General features: G+C 64.7%; 17 protein-coding genes. 5 read left to right on the top strand and 12 right to left on the bottom strand.

All coding sequences use genetic code 11. The annotated features are described in order from the left end of the window. Positions 1 to 9: 9 nt before the first annotated feature. The 9 genes from JAB8_RS19270 to JAB8_RS19230 form a co-directional block, all read right to left on the bottom strand. A complete protein-coding gene (locus tag JAB8_RS19270; RefSeq protein WP_070291071.1) occupies positions 10 to 1,455 on the bottom strand; it encodes a glycine betaine ABC transporter substrate-binding protein in 1,446 nt (481 codons plus the stop codon). 81 nt (positions 1,456 to 1,536) lie between these two features. Further along, positions 1,537 to 2,763, bottom strand: coding sequence for an imidazolonepropionase (gene hutI / locus JAB8_RS19265; RefSeq protein ID WP_070291012.1), 1,227 nt, complete (start codon positions 2,761 to 2,763; stop codon positions 1,537 to 1,539). Positions 2,764 to 2,775: 12 nt separating this feature from the next. After that, positions 2,776 to 3,351 carry a HutD family protein gene (locus JAB8_RS19260; protein ID WP_070291011.1) on the bottom strand — a complete coding sequence of 192 codons (576 nt, stop codon included), beginning with the start codon at positions 3,349 to 3,351 and terminating at the stop codon, positions 2,776 to 2,778. Further along, positions 3,351 to 4,739, bottom strand: coding sequence for a formimidoylglutamate deiminase (locus JAB8_RS19255; protein ID WP_070291010.1), 1,389 nt, complete (start codon positions 4,737 to 4,739; stop codon positions 3,351 to 3,353). Before JAB8_RS19255 ends, JAB8_RS19260 begins: the two co-directional genes overlap by 1 nt. Beyond that, positions 4,724 to 5,527, bottom strand: a complete 804-nt coding sequence (hutG, locus tag JAB8_RS19250; protein ID WP_070291009.1) for an N-formylglutamate deformylase — start codon at positions 5,525 to 5,527, stop codon at positions 4,724 to 4,726. The genes JAB8_RS19255 and hutG overlap by 16 nt, the downstream gene beginning before the upstream one ends. A 20-nt stretch (positions 5,528 to 5,547) precedes the next feature. Next, positions 5,548 to 7,107, bottom strand: coding sequence for a histidine ammonia-lyase (gene hutH, locus JAB8_RS19245; protein WP_070291008.1), 1,560 nt, complete (start codon positions 7,105 to 7,107; stop codon positions 5,548 to 5,550). 19 nt (positions 7,108 to 7,126) lie between these two features. After that, entirely contained in the window at positions 7,127 to 8,830 is a 1,704-nt protein-coding gene (gene hutU, locus JAB8_RS19240) for a urocanate hydratase (protein ID WP_070291007.1), read from the bottom strand. A gap of 127 nt (positions 8,831 to 8,957) precedes the next feature. Further along, positions 8,958 to 10,631, bottom strand: a complete 1,674-nt coding sequence (locus tag JAB8_RS19235) for an amidohydrolase (protein ID WP_083287808.1) — start codon at positions 10,629 to 10,631, stop codon at positions 8,958 to 8,960. Between the two features lie 73 nt (positions 10,632 to 10,704). Next, positions 10,705 to 11,319, bottom strand: a complete 615-nt coding sequence (locus JAB8_RS19230) for a GNAT family N-acetyltransferase (RefSeq protein WP_070291005.1) — start codon at positions 11,317 to 11,319, stop codon at positions 10,705 to 10,707. Positions 11,320 to 11,444: 125 nt separating this feature from the next. On the opposite strand from JAB8_RS19230, the gene JAB8_RS29195 reads away from it, so the two are divergent. The 5 genes from JAB8_RS29195 to JAB8_RS29180 are packed head-to-tail and all read left to right on the top strand — an operon-like array spanning position 11,445 to position 14,490. Continuing rightward, positions 11,445 to 12,512 (top strand): hypothetical protein, encoded by a 1,068-nt coding sequence (locus JAB8_RS29195; protein WP_121670523.1) that lies wholly within the window; start codon positions 11,445 to 11,447, stop codon positions 12,510 to 12,512. Beyond that, positions 12,430 to 12,966: a hypothetical protein gene (locus JAB8_RS29190; protein WP_139143095.1), complete on the top strand. Its 537-nt coding sequence runs from the start codon at positions 12,430 to 12,432 to the stop codon at positions 12,964 to 12,966. Before JAB8_RS29195 ends, JAB8_RS29190 begins: the two co-directional genes overlap by 83 nt. Before the next feature lie 13 nt (positions 12,967 to 12,979). Beyond that, positions 12,980 to 13,477, top strand: coding sequence for a hypothetical protein (locus tag JAB8_RS29185; RefSeq protein ID WP_139143094.1), 498 nt, complete (start codon positions 12,980 to 12,982; stop codon positions 13,475 to 13,477). Beyond that, entirely contained in the window at positions 13,452 to 13,976 is a 525-nt protein-coding gene (locus tag JAB8_RS19215; RefSeq protein ID WP_070291003.1) for a hypothetical protein, read from the top strand. The genes JAB8_RS29185 and JAB8_RS19215 overlap by 26 nt, the downstream gene beginning before the upstream one ends. A 10-nt stretch (positions 13,977 to 13,986) precedes the next feature. Next, positions 13,987 to 14,490, top strand: a complete 504-nt coding sequence (locus tag JAB8_RS29180) for a hypothetical protein (protein ID WP_139143093.1) — start codon at positions 13,987 to 13,989, stop codon at positions 14,488 to 14,490. 42 nt (positions 14,491 to 14,532) lie between these two features. Here the strand turns inward: JAB8_RS29180 and JAB8_RS19205 are convergent, their stop codons facing one another. The 3 genes from JAB8_RS19205 to ada all read right to left on the bottom strand — a co-directional run bounded on the left by JAB8_RS19205 (position 14,533) and on the right by ada (position 18,025). Next, complete coding sequence (locus JAB8_RS19205) at positions 14,533 to 16,209, bottom strand: mechanosensitive ion channel domain-containing protein (RefSeq protein ID WP_070291001.1); 1,677 nt, start codon at positions 16,207 to 16,209, stop codon at positions 14,533 to 14,535. Positions 16,210 to 16,283: 74 nt separating this feature from the next. Beyond that, positions 16,284 to 16,973 (bottom strand): 2OG-Fe(II) oxygenase, encoded by a 690-nt coding sequence (locus JAB8_RS19200; RefSeq protein ID WP_070291000.1) that lies wholly within the window; start codon positions 16,971 to 16,973, stop codon positions 16,284 to 16,286. Beyond that, complete coding sequence (gene ada / locus JAB8_RS19195) at positions 16,970 to 18,025, bottom strand: bifunctional DNA-binding transcriptional regulator/O6-methylguanine-DNA methyltransferase Ada (RefSeq protein WP_070290999.1); 1,056 nt, start codon at positions 18,023 to 18,025, stop codon at positions 16,970 to 16,972. The genes JAB8_RS19200 and ada overlap by 4 nt, the downstream gene beginning before the upstream one ends. Positions 18,026 to 18,071: the final 46 nt, after the last annotated feature.

Below are 18,071 nucleotides of genomic sequence, written 5' to 3'. Positions count from 1 at the left end.
GTGATGCCGTCAGCGCTGCCGGCCGGCCACGGCCCAACGCTCCACCAGTTCGAACAGGCCTTGCGTCAGCAGGGCCAGCACGGCTGCGGGGATCGCGCCGGCCAGCAGCATGTCGTTGTCATTCAGCGCCAGGCCGATGGTGATGCGTTCGCCATAGCCGCCCGCGCCGATGAAGGCGGCGATGGTGGCCGTGCCCACGCTCATCACGGCCGCCGTTTTCACGCCCGCCAGCATCACGGGCAAGGCCAGCGGCAAGTCCACATGCAGCAGGCGGTCGCGCCGGCTCAAGCCCAGCGCCAGCGCCGCCATGCGCAAGCCTTGCGGCACCTGCAGGATGCCCGTGCACGTGTTGCGCACGATGGGCAGCAAGGCGTACACGAATAGGGCCACCAGCGCCGGCACGGTGCCGATCATGCCCAGCACGGGAATCAATATCGCCAGCAGGGCCAGCGACGGCACCGTCTGCAGCACGCCGACGAAGGCCAGCACGGTTTGCCGCAGCGGCGCCGAAAACGCCGCCAGCACGCCCAGCGGAATACCGATCAGGCACGCCAGGGCCACCGACAGCAGCACCAGCGTCAGGTGCTGGCGCGTCAGGGTCCACAGATCGTCGCCGATGATTTTATCGAGCAAACCGCTGCGCGCGGCGGCCGGTTTGTTCGGCCGCGTGCCCGATGCCAGCCACTGCCGCGCCACGCCGGCAAAGCTCTTGCCGTCGATTTCCACGGCCGCATTCATGGCGATCATGTCGCCCTCGCTGATACGCCCCTGCAACCCTTGCAAGGCTTGCCAGGCGGCGGGAAAGCGCTGCGGCAGGTCGAGCCGGTACAGCAGCATGGCGTCGTAGCGGGGAAAATACTGCTGCGTGTCGGCCAGCACGCGCAAGCCGTACTGGCGGATCTTCGCGTCCGTCGAATAGATGTCGATCACATCCACCTGGCGCTGCGCCAGCGCTTCATACGCAATGCCGTGATCGAGTCCGCGCGGGCGCTGCGGCAAGCCATAGCGCGCGGCCAGGCCAGGCCAGCCATCGATCCTGCCGATGAATTCATGCGACAGGCCGAATGTCAGGGCCGGGTGCTGCGCCAGCTGCGCCAGGCTCGTGATGGATGTTTCATCGCCGCGCATGGCCAGCGCATACGTATTGTTAAAGCCCAGCGGCACGGCCACGCCCAGCCCCAGCACCGCCAGCTCGCGCCGCATCTGCGCCAGGTCGATGGCTTTGTCGTGCTTGAGAATTTCGCTGGCGATGGTGCCCATGTATTCGGCATATACGTCGATGCTGCCTGCCTGCAGCGCGGCCAGCACGATGGCCGTGTTGCCCAGGCCCTGGCGGTGCTGCGCCCTGACGTGCGGCGCGGCGCTCTGCTTGACGATTTCGCCGAGGATGTACGATTCCGTAAAGCGCTTCGAACCCACCTTCAGGGTGCCGCCGTCCATGGCAAGTGAGGACATGGGCGCGGCGGCGAAGACTAGTAACAACAGCAAGTAAAACGGCAAATAGGCAGCACGCACGCGGCGCTCCAGGACGGATGATCAATCCGGCAAGCTTACCACCGGCGCGCGCCAGACACCGCCGTGCACCACGCCCGCGCACGGGTTCAGGCCCAGCGCATACGCCAGGTCGGCCGGGCGCGCGATGCGCCACAGGGCGAAATCGGCGCGCTTGCCCACTGCCAGGCTGCCCGTTTCCTGCTGCAAGCCCAGCGCGCGCGCCGCATGGCACGTAACACCGGCCAGCGCTTCCTGCGGCGTCAAGCGCCACAAGGTGCACGCCATGTTCATCGCCAGCAGCAATGACGTCATCGGCGACGTGCCCGGATTGCAATCGGTGGACACGGCCATCGGTACGCCGGCCGCGCGCAAATCTGAGATGGGAGGTTGCTGTACTTCGCGCAAAAAATAATAGGCGCCCGGCAGCAGCACGGCCACCGTGCCATGCCGCGCCATGGCGGCGATGCCCTCGTCCGACAGGAATTCCAGGTGGTCGGCCGACAGGCCGCCGTAGCGGGCCACCAGCGCCGCGCCGCCCAAATCCGACAGCTGCTCCGCATGCAGTTTGACGGGCAGGCCCAGCGCCTGCGCCGCCTCGAACACCGTTTCGGTTTGCGCCGGCGTAAAGCCGATGCGCTCGCAAAACGCGTCGACGGCGTCAACCAGTCCATCGCCGGCCAGCCGGGGCAGCATCTGCGCGCACAGCAGCTCGATATACGCATCGGCCTGTCCCGCGTATTCGGGCGGCAGCGCGTGCGCGCCAAGAAACGTGGTGCGCACGGTGACCGGCAGCTCTTGCCCGATGCGGCGCGCCACGCGCAGCATCTTCGCCTCGCTGTCCGCATCGAGGCCGTAGCCGGACTTGATTTCCAGGGTCGTCACGCCCTCGGCCAGCAGCGCCAGCACGCGGGGCAGGCTTTGCCGCAGCAATTCATCGTCGCTGGCCGCGCGCGTGGCGCGCACGGTGGACATGATGCCGCCGCCGGCGCGGCTGATGTCTTCATAGCTGGCGCCATTCAGGCGCGCCTCGAATTCGTCGCTGCGGTTGCCCGCGTGGACGATGTGCGTATGGCAGTCGATCAGGCCGGGCGTGAGCCAGCAGCCCTGGCCGTCGTGCAGCACCGCGCCGCTGGCCGGCAGCTCGTCGCCGGGACCGAACCAGGCGATGCGGCCATCCTTGACGGCGATGGCCGCGTCGAGCAGTTCGCCATAGCCATGTTCCATGGTGGCCAGGTGGACGTTGTGGATGACCATATCCCAGTCTTGCATCGCTTTTCTCTCCTAGATGAACAGGTCGACGCGGAACACGGCCGTGCGCTGCAAGGCGTCGAGCCGCCAGTCCGGCGCGTCGTCGGCGTCCAGCAGCAGCGCGTCATGGCGGGCCAGCGCGAACTGCTGCTCGCCACCGCGCGCCAGCACGTGGCCTTCGCCGGCGACGAACAGCAGGGTCGCCGCGCTGCGCCGCGCCAGCTTGCCCGGCGCCGTGATTTTTTCCAGCTGATGGCGGCAGCGGTCGCGCCGCGTCATCACATTGAAATCCGTCGTCGGCCCCTTGACCTGCGCCTCCACGGCGGCCTCGCCGGGAAACCACAGCATCGGTTGCGCCGCGCTCAAAACCACCTTGCGCGTGCCGTCGAGCGTCAGCTGCACGCTGTCGCCATCGACCAGCATCAGGCTGCGGTCGATGCCGGGAAAGCTGGAAAACGGCCCGCTGGCCGTGATCGTCGCCAGGCTGATACGCCAGTCAAAATCGTCGAAACCGGCGTCCGGCGGAGAAATGGCGATTTCCGTCGTGCTGCCGCCGCCGTTTTTCCACGGCGCGGCGCGCAGGTATTCCTGTGGGATGAAAGTCGCCATCAGAGCGCCCTCAGTTGCGCCAGTGTGCGCTTGTAGGCGGTGGCGATGGCGTCCTGCGCCACGTGGCGCCCATCGCGCACCTGCCACTGGCCGCCGCACAGCACGTCGCGCACCAGCTTGTCGTTGCCGCAGAAGATAAAACTGCCCAGCACGTCGGCGATGGCCACGCCGCACAGGTTCACATGCGCGTCGTCGAGCACCAGCACATCGGCGCGGCAGCCCGGTGCCAAAGCACCGAGCTTGCGTCCGGCCGCCTGCGCGCCGCCCCGCAAGGCTGCCTGCCACAGATAGTCGCCCACATGGCGCTGCTCCGGCGTGGCGGCCACATTGCGCTGCTGGCGCTGCAAGCGCTGGCCGTATTCGAGCCAGCGCAATTCTTCCACGGGCGACTGCGACACGTGGCTGTCGCTGCCGACGCCGAAACGCCCGCCGGCGGCGATGAATTCGGCCAGCGGGAACAGGCCATCGCCCAGGTTCGCTTCCGTCGTCGGGCACAGGCCCGCGACCGCGCCGCTGGCGGCCATCCGCGCCACCTCGTCGGGCTGCACATGCGTGGCATGCACGAGGCACCAGCGCGCATCGACGTCGACCTGGTCGTACAAATACTGCACCGGGCGCCGGCCGCTGTAATCCAGGCACTGGCGCACCTCGCCCTGCTGCTCGGCGATGTGGATATGGATAGGGCGATCCGCGGGCAGCGCTTGCGCCACTTCGCGGATCTGCACCACGCCGGCCGCGCGAAGCGAATGCGGTGCAAAGCCCACTTCCACCTGCCCGCCGCGCTGCGGCGCCAGCGCCTCGATGATGCGCAAGACATCGTCCGCACCGGTGCGGAAGCGCGCCTGCCCGGGTTTAAGGGGCTGCTCGCCGAAGCCCGCATGGCTGTACAGCACGGGCAGCATGGTCATGCCGATGCCGCTGACGCGCGCCGCCGCCAGCACCCGTTCTGCCGTTTCGGCGGGACGCGCATACAGGGCGCCAGCCGCATCGCGCTGCAGGTAGTGGAATTCGCAGACGGACGTGTAGCCATGGCGCAGGCATTCGGCAAACAGCTGCGCGGCGATGGCCTCCATCTGTTCCGGCGTGATGTGGCGCGCGAAGCGGTACATCAGCTCGCGCCAGGTCCAGAAGCTGTCCGCTACCTGATTAACCTCGTCACCAGCAACCTCCGTCATGCCGCCCAGCGCCCGCTGGAAGGCATGCGAATGCAGGTTGACCATGCCGGGCAAGACATACTCGGCCACTTCCGCGCCGGGCGGCACTGTGGCGCCCTCCGTCACCGCCGTCAAGTCGCCTGCCGCATCCCATTCCAGCAGCACGTCGCGGCGCCAGCCTTGCGGCAGCAGCGCGTGGCGCGCGAACAGACAGGTACTCAACGCGCCACCCATGCCACGGCCGCTTCCATCATCTGGCGCAGCAGCGGCTGCACCCGGGCCGCCAAGTCGGGCCGGTAGCCGAAAGGCGCCGCCTCGTCCATGCCAGGTTCATTCATGTATAGGCACTGGCACATCTCCAGCTGGATCGCATGCACGCGCTTGTCCGGCTGGCCGTAATGGCGCGTGATATGGCCGCCTTTGAAGCGGCCATTCAAGGCCACGGTAAATGCATCCTGTGCGCGCGCGATGTCCACCACGGCGGACGTCAGGCCCGCATCGCAGCTGGCGCCATCGGCCGTGCCGAAGTTCAGGTCGGGCAGCTTGCCGTCGAAGAAGCGCGGCACATGCGAGGCGATGGAATGGGCATCCCACAGCACCACGGCGCCATGCACGCGCAGCAGGCGGTCCAGTTCCGCGCTCAGCTGCGCATGATACGGCGCCCAGTAGCGCTGCAACCGGCGCTGCACGTCGGCCGCATCGGGCTCCTTGCCGACCAGGTACAGCGGCTCGCGGTGGAAGGTATCGTTGGGCAGCAAGCCCGTCGTGTCCTGGCCCGGGTACAGATTCGTGTCTTCCTGCGGGCGGTTCAAGTCGATGGTGTAGCGCGACCAGCGCGCCGACAGCACGGACGCGTCCATCTCCTGCAAAAAGCCGTACAGCTCGCGCAAATGCCAGTCCGTGTCGGCCTTGATCAGGGCCTGCGGCGTCATGCGCGCGGCGATATCGTCCGGTATGTCGGTGCCCACATGGGGCATCGACACGAGCAGCGGGATGCTGCCTTCGTTGAAGCGGAAATCCATGCCTGTCTCCTTGCGCCCGCTCAAGCGTACAGCGGGGCGAACAAATTCTTGCAGGTGCTGCTCAATTCACCCTGCAACACCATCTGCTTGGCCGCTTCGATATCGGGCGCAAAGAAGCGGTCGGCGTCGAAGAACGGCACTTTCTGGCGCAGCTGGTGGTGCACGTGCTCCAGGTGCGGCGAGGTTTTCAGCGGACGGTGGAAATCGATGCCCTGTGCGGCAGCGAGCAGCTCGATGCCGACGATGACGGCCGTGTTGTGCGCCATGTCGTCCAGGCGGCGCCCGGCGAACGTGGCCATGCTCACGTGGTCTTCCTGGTTGGCGGACGTGGGCAGGCTGTCGACGCTGGCCGGATGGGCGAGCGACTTGTTTTCCGACGCCAGCGCGGCGGCCGTCACGTGGGCGATCATGAAGCCGGAATTGACGCCCGGATCGCGCACGAGAAACGGCGGCAAGCCGGACAACGTGGCGTCGATCAGCAGCGCGATGCGGCGCTCGGCCAGGGCGCCGATTTCGGCGATCGCCAGCGCCAGCGTGTCGGCGGCAAAGGCCACCGGCTCGGCATGGAAGTTCCCGCCCGAGACGATTTCCGCCTGCCCGTTGGGGCCATCCTGGAAGATCAGCGGATTGTCCGTGACGGCATTGGCTTCGATCAGCAGGGTACGGCCCACGTTGCCGATCAGATCGAGGCAGGCGCCCATGACTTGCGGCTGGCAGCGCAGGCTGTACGGGTCCTGCACGCGCTCGTCGCCTTCCAGGTGCGAGGCGCGGATCGCGCTGTTGGCTACCAGCTGGCGGTACATCTGCGCGGCCAGTATCTGCCCCGGCTGTCCCCGCACGGCGTGCACGCGCGCGTCGAACGGCGCATCGCTGCCCTTGGCCGCGTCGAGCGACAGCGCGCCCGTGACCATGGCCGCTTCCAGCAGACGCTCGGCCATGAACAGGCCATGCAGCGCCAGCGCGTTCGACACCTGCGTGCCGTTGATCAGGGCCAGGCCTTCTTTCGCCGCCAGCACGACGGGCGCGATGCCCGCCTGCGCCAAGGCATCGGGCGCCGCCATCAATTCGCCGTTGACGCGCACCTCGCCCACGCCCAGCATGGCCAGGGTCATGTGCGACAGCGGTGCCAGGTCGCCCGAGGCGCCGACGGAGCCCTTGGCGGGAATGGCCGGCATGATGCCCGCGTTGTACAGGGCGATCAGGGTGTCGACGATCAGCGGGCGCACGCCGGAAAAGCCGCGCGCCAGGCTGCCGATCTTCATCAGCATGATCAGGCGCACGACGGCGTCCGACAGCAGTTCGCCCGTGCCGACGGAGTGCGACAGGATCAGGTTGCGCTGCAATTGCTCGAGCTTTTCATCGGGGATGCGCGTCTTGGCGAGCAGGCCGAAGCCCGTGTTGATGCCGTAGGCCGCATCGCCCTTGGCGACGATGGCCTGCACTGCGCCGGCCGACGCCTCGATGACGGGATAGGCCTCGGCGGCGAGGATCAGTTTGGCGGGCGCGGCCCAGACGGCGCGCAGGTCGCCCAGGGTCATCGCGCCCGGTTTCAGGGTCCAACTTTTGGCATGCTGTGTCATAGTCATTCGCATCAAGGTCTCAAGAAAGCATTGGAAGAATCAGGCCGTTGCGCTTGGCGCAGGCGGCCGCTGTTTCATAGCCGGCATCGGCATGGCGCATGACGCCCGAGCCGCTGTCGTTGACCAGCACCCGGGCCAGGCGTTTCGCCGCGCTTTCCGTGCCGTCGGCCACGATGACCATGCCCGCATGCTGAGAATACCCCATTCCCACGCCGCCGCCATGGTGCAGCGAGACCCAGGTGGCGCCGCCGGCCGTGTTCAGCATGGCGTTGAGCAGCGGCCAGTCGGAGACGGCGTCCGTGCCGTCCTTCATGCTTTCCGTCTCGCGGTTCGGGCTGGCGACGGAACCCGTGTCCAGGTGGTCGCGGCCGATGACGATGGGCGCCTTCAGTTCGCCCGTGCGCACCATCTCGTTGAAGGCCAGGCCGGCGATGTGGCGCTCGCCCAGTCCCAGCCAGCAGATGCGCGCCGGCAGGCCCTGGAAGGCGATGCGCTCGCGCGCCATGTCCAGCCAGTGGTGCACCTGCTTGTGGTGCGGGAACAGCTCCTTGATCTTCGCATCCGTTTTATAGATGTCTTCCGGGTCGCCCGACAGGGCCACCCAGCGGAACGGCCCCCGCCCTTCGCAGAACTGCGGGCGGATATACGCGGGCACGAAACCGGGGAAGTCGAAGGCGTTCTGCACGCCCTGATCGAACGCCACCTGGCGGATGTTGTTGCCGTAATCGACAGTGTGCACGCCCATGGCGTGGAAATCGAGCATGGCCTGCACGTGGGCGGCGCAGGAATCGGCAGCGGCCACCGTCAGGCGCGCGTGGCGCTGCGGGTCCTGCTGCGCCGCCTTCCAGTCCGACACGCTCCAGCCGCGCGGCAGGTAGCCGTTGACCAGGTCGTGCGCGGACGTCTGGTCCGTCACCAGGTCCGGCACCAGGCCGCCCGCCTTGGCGCGGCGCACCAATTCCGGCAGCACTTCGGCCGCGTTGCCCAGGAGGCCAATCGAAATGGCTTCCTTGCGTTCGGTGTGATATTTCACCAGCGCCAAAGCTTCGTCCAGGCTGGCCGCCTGCTTGTCCAGGTAGCGCGTGCGCAGGCGGAAGTCGATGCTGCTTTGCTGGCATTCGATATTGAGCGAGACGGCGCCCGCCATGGTGGCGGCCAGCGGCTGCGCGCCGCCCATGCCGCCCAGGCCCGCCGTCAGGATCCAGCGCCCGCCCCAGTCGCCGCCGAAATGCTGGCGGCCCGCCTCGGCGAAGGTTTCATACGTGCCCTGCACGATGCCCTGCGTGCCGATGTAGATCCAGCTGCCGGCCGTCATCTGGCCGTACATGAACAGGCCCTGGCGATCGAGTTCGTTGAAGTGTTCCCAATTGGCCCATTTCGGCACCAGGTTGGAGTTCGCGATCAGCACGCGCGGCGCGTCCGCATGGGTCTGGAACACGCCCACCGGCTTGCCGGACTGGATCAGCAAAGTCTGGTCGTCTTCCAGCTCGCGCAGCGAGGCGAGGATCTGGTCGAAACAGGCCCAGTTGCGGGCCGCGCGGCCGATGCCGCCGTAGACGACCAGGTGCTGCGGATTTTCCGCCACTTCCGGGTCCAGGTTGTTTTGCAACATGCGGTAGGCCGCCTCGGCCTGCCAACTCTTGCAAGCCATGACCGTGCCGCGCGGGGCGCGGATGGTACGGCTGGCATCAAAGCGTGGATCGGTGTCCATTGTGCTGTTCATGCTGTCTCCTCGTAGGGTGCGAGCGGGCGTATTTAGACCGCTCCTGTACTCCCAGCATAGGTTGTCTATACAACCAAGTCAACAGATTTTCTTTTGGGGTCAGACCCGACGGGTCTGACCCCGGCCCTCATTTTTTCTCGAACACGCGCTTGCCCGCCACCCACGTCTGCAGCACCTGCGTCTTGCCGATGGCGGCTGGTGACACCTTGAACAGGTCCTGGTCGACGACGATGAAATCCGCCCATTTGCCCGTTTCCAGCGTGCCGATGACCTTTTCCTGGTGCGCCGCCCAGGCCGCGTCCAAGGTGAAGCAGCGCAGCGCCTCGGTGACCGTCATGGCTTGCTGCGGATACCAGCCGCCGGCCGGGAACCCCTCGCTGTTTTGCCGCGTGACGGCCGCGTGGATGCCCTCGAACGGGTTCGGCGACTCGATGGGGAAGTCCGAACCGCAGGCAATGCGCGAACCCTGCTTGAGGAAGGTGCGCCACGCATATGCGCCCTTGATGCGTTCGTGGCCGACGCGCTGCTCAGCCATGTTCTGGTCGGACGTCGCGTGCGTGGGCTGCATCGACGGCACGATGCCCAGCGCCTTGAAACGGGGGATGTCGGACAACTGCACCACCTGCGCGTGCTCCATGCGGTGGCGCAGGCCCGCGCTATGGTATTGCGCGATCAAGGCTTCATAGGCGTCGAGGATTTGATGGTTGCCCGCGTCGCCGATGGCGTGCACGTTCACCTGGTAGCCGGCGCGCATGGCTTTTTCCATTTTCGCGCGCATGGCGGCGTCCTTGTAGAACAGCAGGCCGCGGGTGGAAGGATCGTCGCTGTACGGCGCCAGCAGGGCCGCGCCGCGGCTGCCCAGGGCGCCGTCGGACAGCAGTTTGACGGCGCGCAAGGCGTACATGTCGCGCGCATAGCCTTTTAATGGGCCGCTTTTCGACAGCGCGTCAAAATCTTCCGTGGTATCGGCAATCATGCCGTAGACGCGCACCGTCAGCTTGCCGTGGTCCGCGTAGTCGCGGAACAGCCGGTCCTGCATCTGGCCGATGCCCGCATCGTGTACGCTGGTCAGGCCCGCCTGCGACAGCTGCGACAGCGCGCCATCGAGGGCGGCGCGGTTTTCCACGTCGCCCGGCTTGGGCAGCACGGCATCCATCAAGTCCATGGCGCTGTCGACCAGCACGCCGGTGGCGTTGCCGTCCGCATCGCGGACTATCTTGCCGCCGGCCGGGTCTTGCGTGGCGCGCGTGATGCCGGCCAGCGCCAGCGCGCGGCTGTTGGCCCAGCCCGCGTGGCCATCGACCCGGCGCAGCCACACTGGCCGCGCGCTTTCCACCGCATCGAGTTCCGCGGCCGTGGGAAAGCGGCCCAGCTTCCAGATTTCCTGGTTCCAGCCGCTGCCGACGACCCAGCTGCGCTCGGGATGCGCGCGGGCGAAGTCGCCCACGGCCTGCACGGCGGCCGGCAGCGACGACGAACCGTACAACATCACGCCGCTGGCGATCGTCCCCAGGCCGAACACGTGGCCGTGCGCGTCGATCAGGCCGGGGAGCACAGTCTTGCCCTGCACGTCGATGTGCAGGGCGCCCTTGGCCGCCTTGCGTTTCACCTGCGCGGCGCTGCCGACGGCGAGCAGCTTGCCCGCGTCGTCAAATGCCAGCGCCGTGAAGCGCACCACCTTGCCATGCGCGTCGAGCGTGTAGCCGTTCGCATTGTCGATGACGGTATCGGCATGGGCCTGGCCCAAGGTGCCCAGGCAGGCAAGAACGAGCAGGGTACGGCGCAGTGGCAGGGTCGGCATTTCCATCTCCAGGTCTTTTAATTTAAGTAAATGAGTGAAAAGACGAGTGTATAGAAATTGGCAAAATGGTCAATCAGGCAGCAGTGGGTTGCCGCAGCATCAGCCAGTAATCGCAGCCCGTGACGGCTTCCGCATAACGCCCTGCCACCACGAAGCCCATTCGGGCATAAAACGGCAGGCTGCGTTCATTGTAGGTCTCCAGGAAGCACGCGGCGCCGGCCGCATCGACGGCCGCCAGGCCCGGCGCCAGCACGGACGCGCCCAGTCCCCGCCCCTGTGCGTCCGGGGCGATGCCGGCGATCGACAGATACCACGCGTCCTGCAGACCATGCGGCGCCAGCGCGTGCTCCATGTTCCCGACGATGGCCGTGAAATGCGCGTAGCCCTGCTCTCCCAGCAGCACGCGCAAGGCTGCTTCGCGCTGCGCGTAGGCGGCCTGACGCTCGGCTGCCGGCGCATCCGTCGTCCAGATGGCGGCGCCATTGCCTACCGCATCGGCCAGGTCGACGCGCCCCGCCTGCTCGCCCTCGGTCAGCGCCAGCGCAAAATACGCTTCCAGCATGGCCAGCCGTGCCGTTTCGTCGTCGCCGCAGGCCACCGTGACCGCGCGGTAAAACGGGTCGCCGATCAGGGCGGCGGCCAGGCTGCGGGCGGCTTGCGATGCTTCAGTATGGGGTGCGCTGGACATGGTTCTCTTTCTGTTCGTTGTATCTTGCGACGCCCGGCATCTTAACGCAAGCGCCCAAGCCTTGCGCCCAGTCAATACCTCCCCGCCGCCGCTGGCCTACGCTGGCGTTTTATCGCGGAGGTTCCATGGCCAGGCACCATGTCATCAGCACCACCGCGTGCGACGTGTTCTTCAAGCTCGTGGCCCATCAAAAGAAAAGCCTGGGCGCGCGCTTCGACAGCATGATCGTCACCTTCAGCGCCGACGGCCAGCCCGTGCTGGGCGCCACCCTGCGCAACGCGACAAGCGGCTGCGAACTGCACCGCCTGGCCGGCCAGCCCGACGAATGCTGGTGCTGCGGCTACGACGAACAGCTGGAATTCGTCTCGCAAAACAAGGTGCCGCTGGCCCACGCCGACTACCGGCTCACCTTGAGCAATGGCGAAACGTGGACGGGCACGACGGATGCGAAGGGACGCACGGGGCGCATCGCCAGCAAGCGGGAAGAGCAAATAACGATGGTGGAGTTTTTCCCACAAGAAGACAGCCTTCCCTGCTGCTCCGCTGCACCTGCCCCTGTGGCGCCAACGGCGATCATACTTGAGCTACAAGACGTAAAAACAACCGACAAGGATATCGATACATCAGTAAAACAGGTAAAAATCGATAGCATTGCTCGCCCGCTTACCCAGGGTGAAATAGACATGGCATGGATGATTTTCGAGGATGCCGTCGACTATAGCAAAGTCAAAATTCACAAGAGGCCTTATCTATGGCTGTTCCAACCAAAAAACACTGCCATGACACCCAATGGGGAAATGTACTTTCATGAGTCGAGATTTCTGGACGATTTTTCCAATGCAGATAATACCGAGCGTCATTGGTTCATTCATGAAATGGTCCATGTTTGGCAATATCAACTGAAATATCCGGTGGCAATGCGTGGAGCATTCAGAATAGGACTGGACTACAAGTACGTTTTGTCGTCCCAAAAAAAATTAGCCGACTACAACATGGAGGCACAAGGAGACTTGTTAGCCGACTACTACGCATTGAAATACTTAAAGGATTCCTCCGCAATGCGCCAGGAGCAATATGCTAATGACCAAGCAGTTTATGAAGAGGTACTCAATGATTTTTTCATCAATAGAAAAAGTGAAAAGAATTTACCTGGCGGGTATATCGAGCGTACTCCTCTCGTCGACATACCTTGATGCGGGTGCAACATCACGCATCGCCGATGCTGAAATCAATTCAGTGAATGGCACGCCCTGCTTCACAATCTCACAAACGGAAGAGAAACGTAACGGTCAGCCACTCCTGGGGGCACTCAGTATTTCAGACCTGTCAGTAAAACCGGCTACCAAAGTATGGAGCTATGTGATGACCGGAGGAAGAAAAATTCCGCTTTCATCAAAAATCTGCCTTCTCTATGGCGATATTCCACAGGGCGTAAATGGCACGCCTGCCCCTGAACTGCAAACCGGGCGGGTTTACAGCGTCTTCTTGAATGGGCGTCCAGATGATCCTTCCGACCCGACCTATGGCTACAGAGGGAAATTCTGTATCGTTGCCACGCCCGCTGGTGAACGAAAAATCATCGCCATTGGCAGCGACACGCCCGCGTGGAAACAGGATAGTTGCCCGGAGCATTCGCTCATCAGATAGTGCGAGGATCGCCATGCCATATTGTCACACACTGTTATTTCTACTTGCCGCACTGGCGGCTATCGATGCCTCGGCGTGGTCGCGCATCGCTGATGCCCACATTCACTCTGTCAACGGCATGCCGTGCTTTTCCATTACAAAAAAAGAAGAGGCACGCAATGGCACACCAATGCTCGGGGCATTGATCGTTTCCGATCTGTCCGTTCAACCCGTCAAGAAGGTATGGTCTTTCTCTGCACCTCCAGATTGGCCTATTCCAATCCATGCAGATTCGTGCATTCGTTATGGAGATTTGCCCCCTACTGCTACAGGAATTAAACCAAAAATTCTTATTCCAGGACATTTCTATAGCGTATTTCTGAATGGCCGCCCTAAAGATCCGTCCGATCCAACCTATGGTTACCAAGGAAAATTCTGCGTGAGAACTACGGCTGCTGGCGGCCAGCAAATCATTCCCGTCAACAGCGACATGCAGGCCTGGATCGATGAAGTCTGCCCAACGCCCCGCTAGCATCAATCCAACGCTGTTCATACTGCTCGCGCTCTCAAGTATGAACGGCTACGCGCGCTCACGCATGGCCGATGCCGAAGTTACCTCGATCAATGGCGTGCCCTGCTTTAGCATTTCCAAACAGGAAGAGAGGCGCAACGGCCAGCCCTTCCTCGGCGCCTTGAGCGTGTCCGACGTGACGGTCAAGCCAACGACGGAAATATGGGGGTTTCTCATGACGGACGATAAGAAAATTCCGCTGTCTTCAACAAATTGCATTCCCTATGGGAATATTCCGGCTCATGCCGACGCTGCGCCCGCGCCTGAATTGAAGACCGGCAGGGTGTACGAGGTATTTCTGAATGGCAGGCCAGCCGATCCTGCCGATCCTACCTATGGATATGTGGCAAAGTTCTGTCTCATACAGCAGGTCTCTGCCAAGCCACGCCTCGTCGTCATCAAAAGCGATACACAGGCCTGGATGGATGATACGTGCCCAGCCAAAAATCCTGTCCCATAGAAGGCATGCCATGAATCACCGCCACCTTATTCTTTGTCTGCTGGCGACCTTGACGAGCATCAATGCCTCGGCGTGGTCGCGCATGGGCACTGCCTCCGTCATGACGGAGGCAGGCCTTCCCTGCTTCAAAATTGCCAGCGAAGAGGAACGCTCAAGGGGGCCAGTCAGCCTGAAGATGCTGACGATCAGCACGCCTGGGCCGAATGGCTGGAAAGATGTATGGACGGTCATGTTTCCGAATGCCTCGTTTGGCGATCCCAGCTATCGTCTGCCAAACAAGGGATGCGTGCGCTATGGCAAGGCTCCCGAGGGGGCCGAGAGCAGCGCTGCCGCGCCGCTGGTGGCGGGAAAAGTGTATGGCGTATCCTTCCTGGGAAGGCCGCCATCCGCGTCCGATCCCACTTCGCGCTACTCGGCAGATTTCTGCCTGCTCGCGGCACCCGCCGGGGGATTCCAGGTGATTCAGCTGACAAATGGCAAGAATACCTGCGCTCCCGAGGAAAAACCAAGATAGCGCGTGCCATTGCATCCGTCACGCACAGACCACGCCTCGCGTTCAAGACTTGGGCGGAACCACCTCAATCGATTCCTCCCCCCGCTTCGCCGGCGCCCTGAACCATTCACCGGGCGGCACCACGTGCGATTCTTTCGGGTCGTCGATGTAGTGCGGCGAGGTGATCTGCACGTCGAATTCATTGAAGACGTCGATGATGTTCTGGTGCAAGCGGTTCAGCACTTCGGCGCGTTGGCGGGGGACTTCGGCGCTGGCGTAGGCGACGAGGCGGTATTGCACATAGTAATCCTGCAAGGCCAGCTGCATCACGTACGGTTTCGGCGTGGTCGACAGTTCCGTCGTGCGCGACGCGGCCAGTTCCAGCATGGCGTGCACTTGCCGCCACGGCGTGGCGTAGCCGATGGTGACGGTGGAGTCGAGCACGAAGCCGCCGCCGGGCTGGGCGCGCGAATAATTCTTGGTCGTTTGCGACATCACCCAGGCGTTCGGCAAGGCCACTTCCTCGCCCAGGCCCGTTCGCAGGCGCGTCTCGAACATGCCCAACTCGACCACCGTGCCCTCGCAGTCACCCACGCGCACATATTCTCCCTTGCGCAGGGCGCGCGTGTACATCAGGATCAGGCCGCTGGCGCCCTGGCCCACGATGCTCGACGCGCCGATCGACACCATCAAACCGACCAGCACGGACAGCCCCTGGAAAGCGGCCGTGTGCGAGCCGGGCAAATACGGATACGCCATGGCCAGCGCGAACAGCCAGATCACCACGCTGGCGATGCGGCGCGTGGGCAGGGCCGTGTCCTTGTCGAGCCAGCCGATCTGCAATTCGCCGCTTTCCACGCGCTTGAACAGCGAGGCGGCCGTGGCGGCGATCAGGCGCGCGATGGCGAAGATCACGCACACCAGCACCAGCCCCGGCAAGGCACCGATGATGGCGTGGAAGACGTCGGCCGCCACGTCGAACAGGTAGCCGCTCAGACTTTCGCCCCAGGAGCGCGTGTAAGGCAAACGGCCCAGCACGAAGGCGGCCCACAGATACGTGGCCATCAGACGCAAGCCCCACAGCACGGCGCTGAGCAGTTGATACGCGAAGGCGATGTAGTGTTCGGCGTCGAGCACGCGCACATTTTTCAGGCGCACGTCGCGCAGGCGCGAAGCGAGCAGGATGCCGCTGCGGCGCTTGGCCCAGCGATACAGACGCGTCAAGCCCATCCACACGAGCCAGAACACGAGGGTGGCGGCCGCGCACACGGCGGCGGCGATCGCCAGGTAGCGCCAACTGCCCTGTTCACGATAGTCAAACACGGCCTTGCTCAACTCGCCGGCGGCCGTTTTCGCCACGCTTTCCGTCGTGTCACCGGCCAGCAAGTTGACGTCGCCAGGCACGACGACGAACAGCTGCACGCCGTCGAGCAGCACTTGCGTGCCTTCTGGAATCATGCGCGTGCTCGCCTGCAGCGGACCGTTTTTCGCCAGCACGCTTTCCAGGCGGCGCTGCGCGCCGATGGCCCGTTCATCGGGCGGATAGCCGGCCAGCGCGGCGCGGAAGACGAATACCTTGCGGTTGGCAAACATCAATGGCGCCGTCTTGACGGGGGGGGCCTGCGACGGCGCGATGGCGGTCGCGGCTTCCGCAACGAGCGAGGATGCGCCATCGTCCGCATGGGCTGCGGGCAGCAGGAAGATGGTCAACAGGCACAACAGGCGGAGCAACGCGGACATGGCAACAGTGAAAAGTGACAGGGAGTAACCATCATGCCATGTAATTGCGGAAACTCAAGCGCCGCACCTACCGTTCAGCTCGCATCATGAAAAATGATGCCCAGGGTGTGGCGCATGCCCGAGCGCAGGCGCGACACGCCATGGCGCATGTTGACGCGGTAACTGCCGCGCGTGCCGTTGACGGGGCGCTGCGCCACGGGAAAGATCACGGCGTCGCCCTGCATCAAGGGCACGACCTCCAAGCGCGACTGCATGCGCGGGCGCTGCTCCGTCAGCACGAACTCGCCGCCCGTGAAATCGTCCTGCGGGCGCGACAGCAGCACGGCCAGCTGCAGCGGAAACACGTGCTCGCCATACAGGTCCTGGTGCAGGCAGTTGTAATCGCCTTCGCGGTAGCGCAGCAGCAAGGGCGTGGGCCGCGTTTGCCCCGCCGCATGGCAGCGCGCGAGGAAATCGGCGTGGCTGGAGGGAAAGCGCGTCTCCAGACCCATGCTGGCGTGCCAGCGGTTGGCAATCGCCGCCAGCGGTCCGTACAGCTGTTCGCGCAGGCCGGCCACCACATCGGGCAGCGGATGCGCCCAATACTGGTACTCGCCCTGTCCAAAGCCATGGCGCTGCATCACCACACGGCTGCGAAAGCGCGACGCATCGTCATACTGCGCTGCCAGCGCCGCGCACTGCGCAGGATTGAGCAAGCCCGGCACGACGGCGCAGCCATATTGATTCAGCTCATCCTCGATATGCCGCCAATCGAGCGCCCTCACCGTTCGCCCTCGCGTTCCAGCAGCGCCTGCTTGCGTTCCACGCCCCAGCGGTAACCGGACAAGGCGCCATCGTTGCGCACCACCCTGTGGCAGGGGATGGCGACGGCCAGGGCATTGGCGGCGCAGGCGCCCGCCACGGCGCGCGCACCTTTCGGCGCGCCGATGCGGCTGGCCAGCTCGGCATAGCTGACCGTGCTGCCGGCGGGAATTTCGCGCAAGGCTTGCCACACGCGCTGCTGGAACACGGTGCCGCGCACGTCGAGCGGCAAGTCCAGGCCGATCGCCGGCGCCTCGACCAGGCCCACCACCTGCGCCACCGTCTGTTCATAGTCAGGCTCGGCGCCGCGCAGCTCGGCTTGCGGAAAGCGGTCCTGCAAGTCGCGCAGCAGCATTTCCGGGTCGTCGTCGATCAGAATCGCGCAGATGCCCTTGTCCGTGCTGGCCACGAGGATGGCGCCCAGCGAGCAGGCGCCGATGGCAAAGCGGATCACGGCCCCGCTGCCGCCGGCGCGGAATGCGCCCGGCGTCATGCCCAGCAAGCCCGGCGTGGCGGCATACAGGCGGCCGCTGGAATTGAAGCCGGCCGCATATAACGTTTCCGTGACGTTCGCCGCGCCCTGCAAGCCGGCCTTCAGGCGCTCGCCGCGCCGCGCCGCCGCGTACGCTTTCGGCGTGATGCCCGTGTGCGCCTTGAAGACGCGGTGAAAGTGAAAGCGGCTCATGCCGGCCGCCTGCGCCAGCGCGTCCAGGTCGGGCAGCTCGTCGCTGGCGTCGATCAAACGGCAGATGTCGGCCACGATGGCCGCCTGGCGCTGGGCCAGGGGCGGCAAGTTCGGCTTGCAGCGCAGGCAGGGGCGAAAGCCGGCCGCCTCCGCCTGCTCGCACGTGGCGTGAAAAGCCACGTTGCGGCGCAAGGCGGGACGCGCCGCGCAGGAAGGGCGGCAATACACGCCCGTCGTGCGCACCGAGTAATAAAAGACGCCGTCGGCATCGGGCGCGCGCCGCTGCAGGGCGTCCCAGCGTTCATCGTCAGTCAGGTAAGCGTGTTCCATGGCGAACTCCGTGCAAATCAATAATAAGTCACCAGCATAGCCAGCA

Source organism: Janthinobacterium sp. HH106, assembly GCF_001758725.1.
Classification (GTDB): domain Bacteria; phylum Pseudomonadota; class Gammaproteobacteria; order Burkholderiales; family Burkholderiaceae_D; genus Janthinobacterium.
This window is presented reverse-complemented; position numbering and strand designations above follow the sequence as displayed.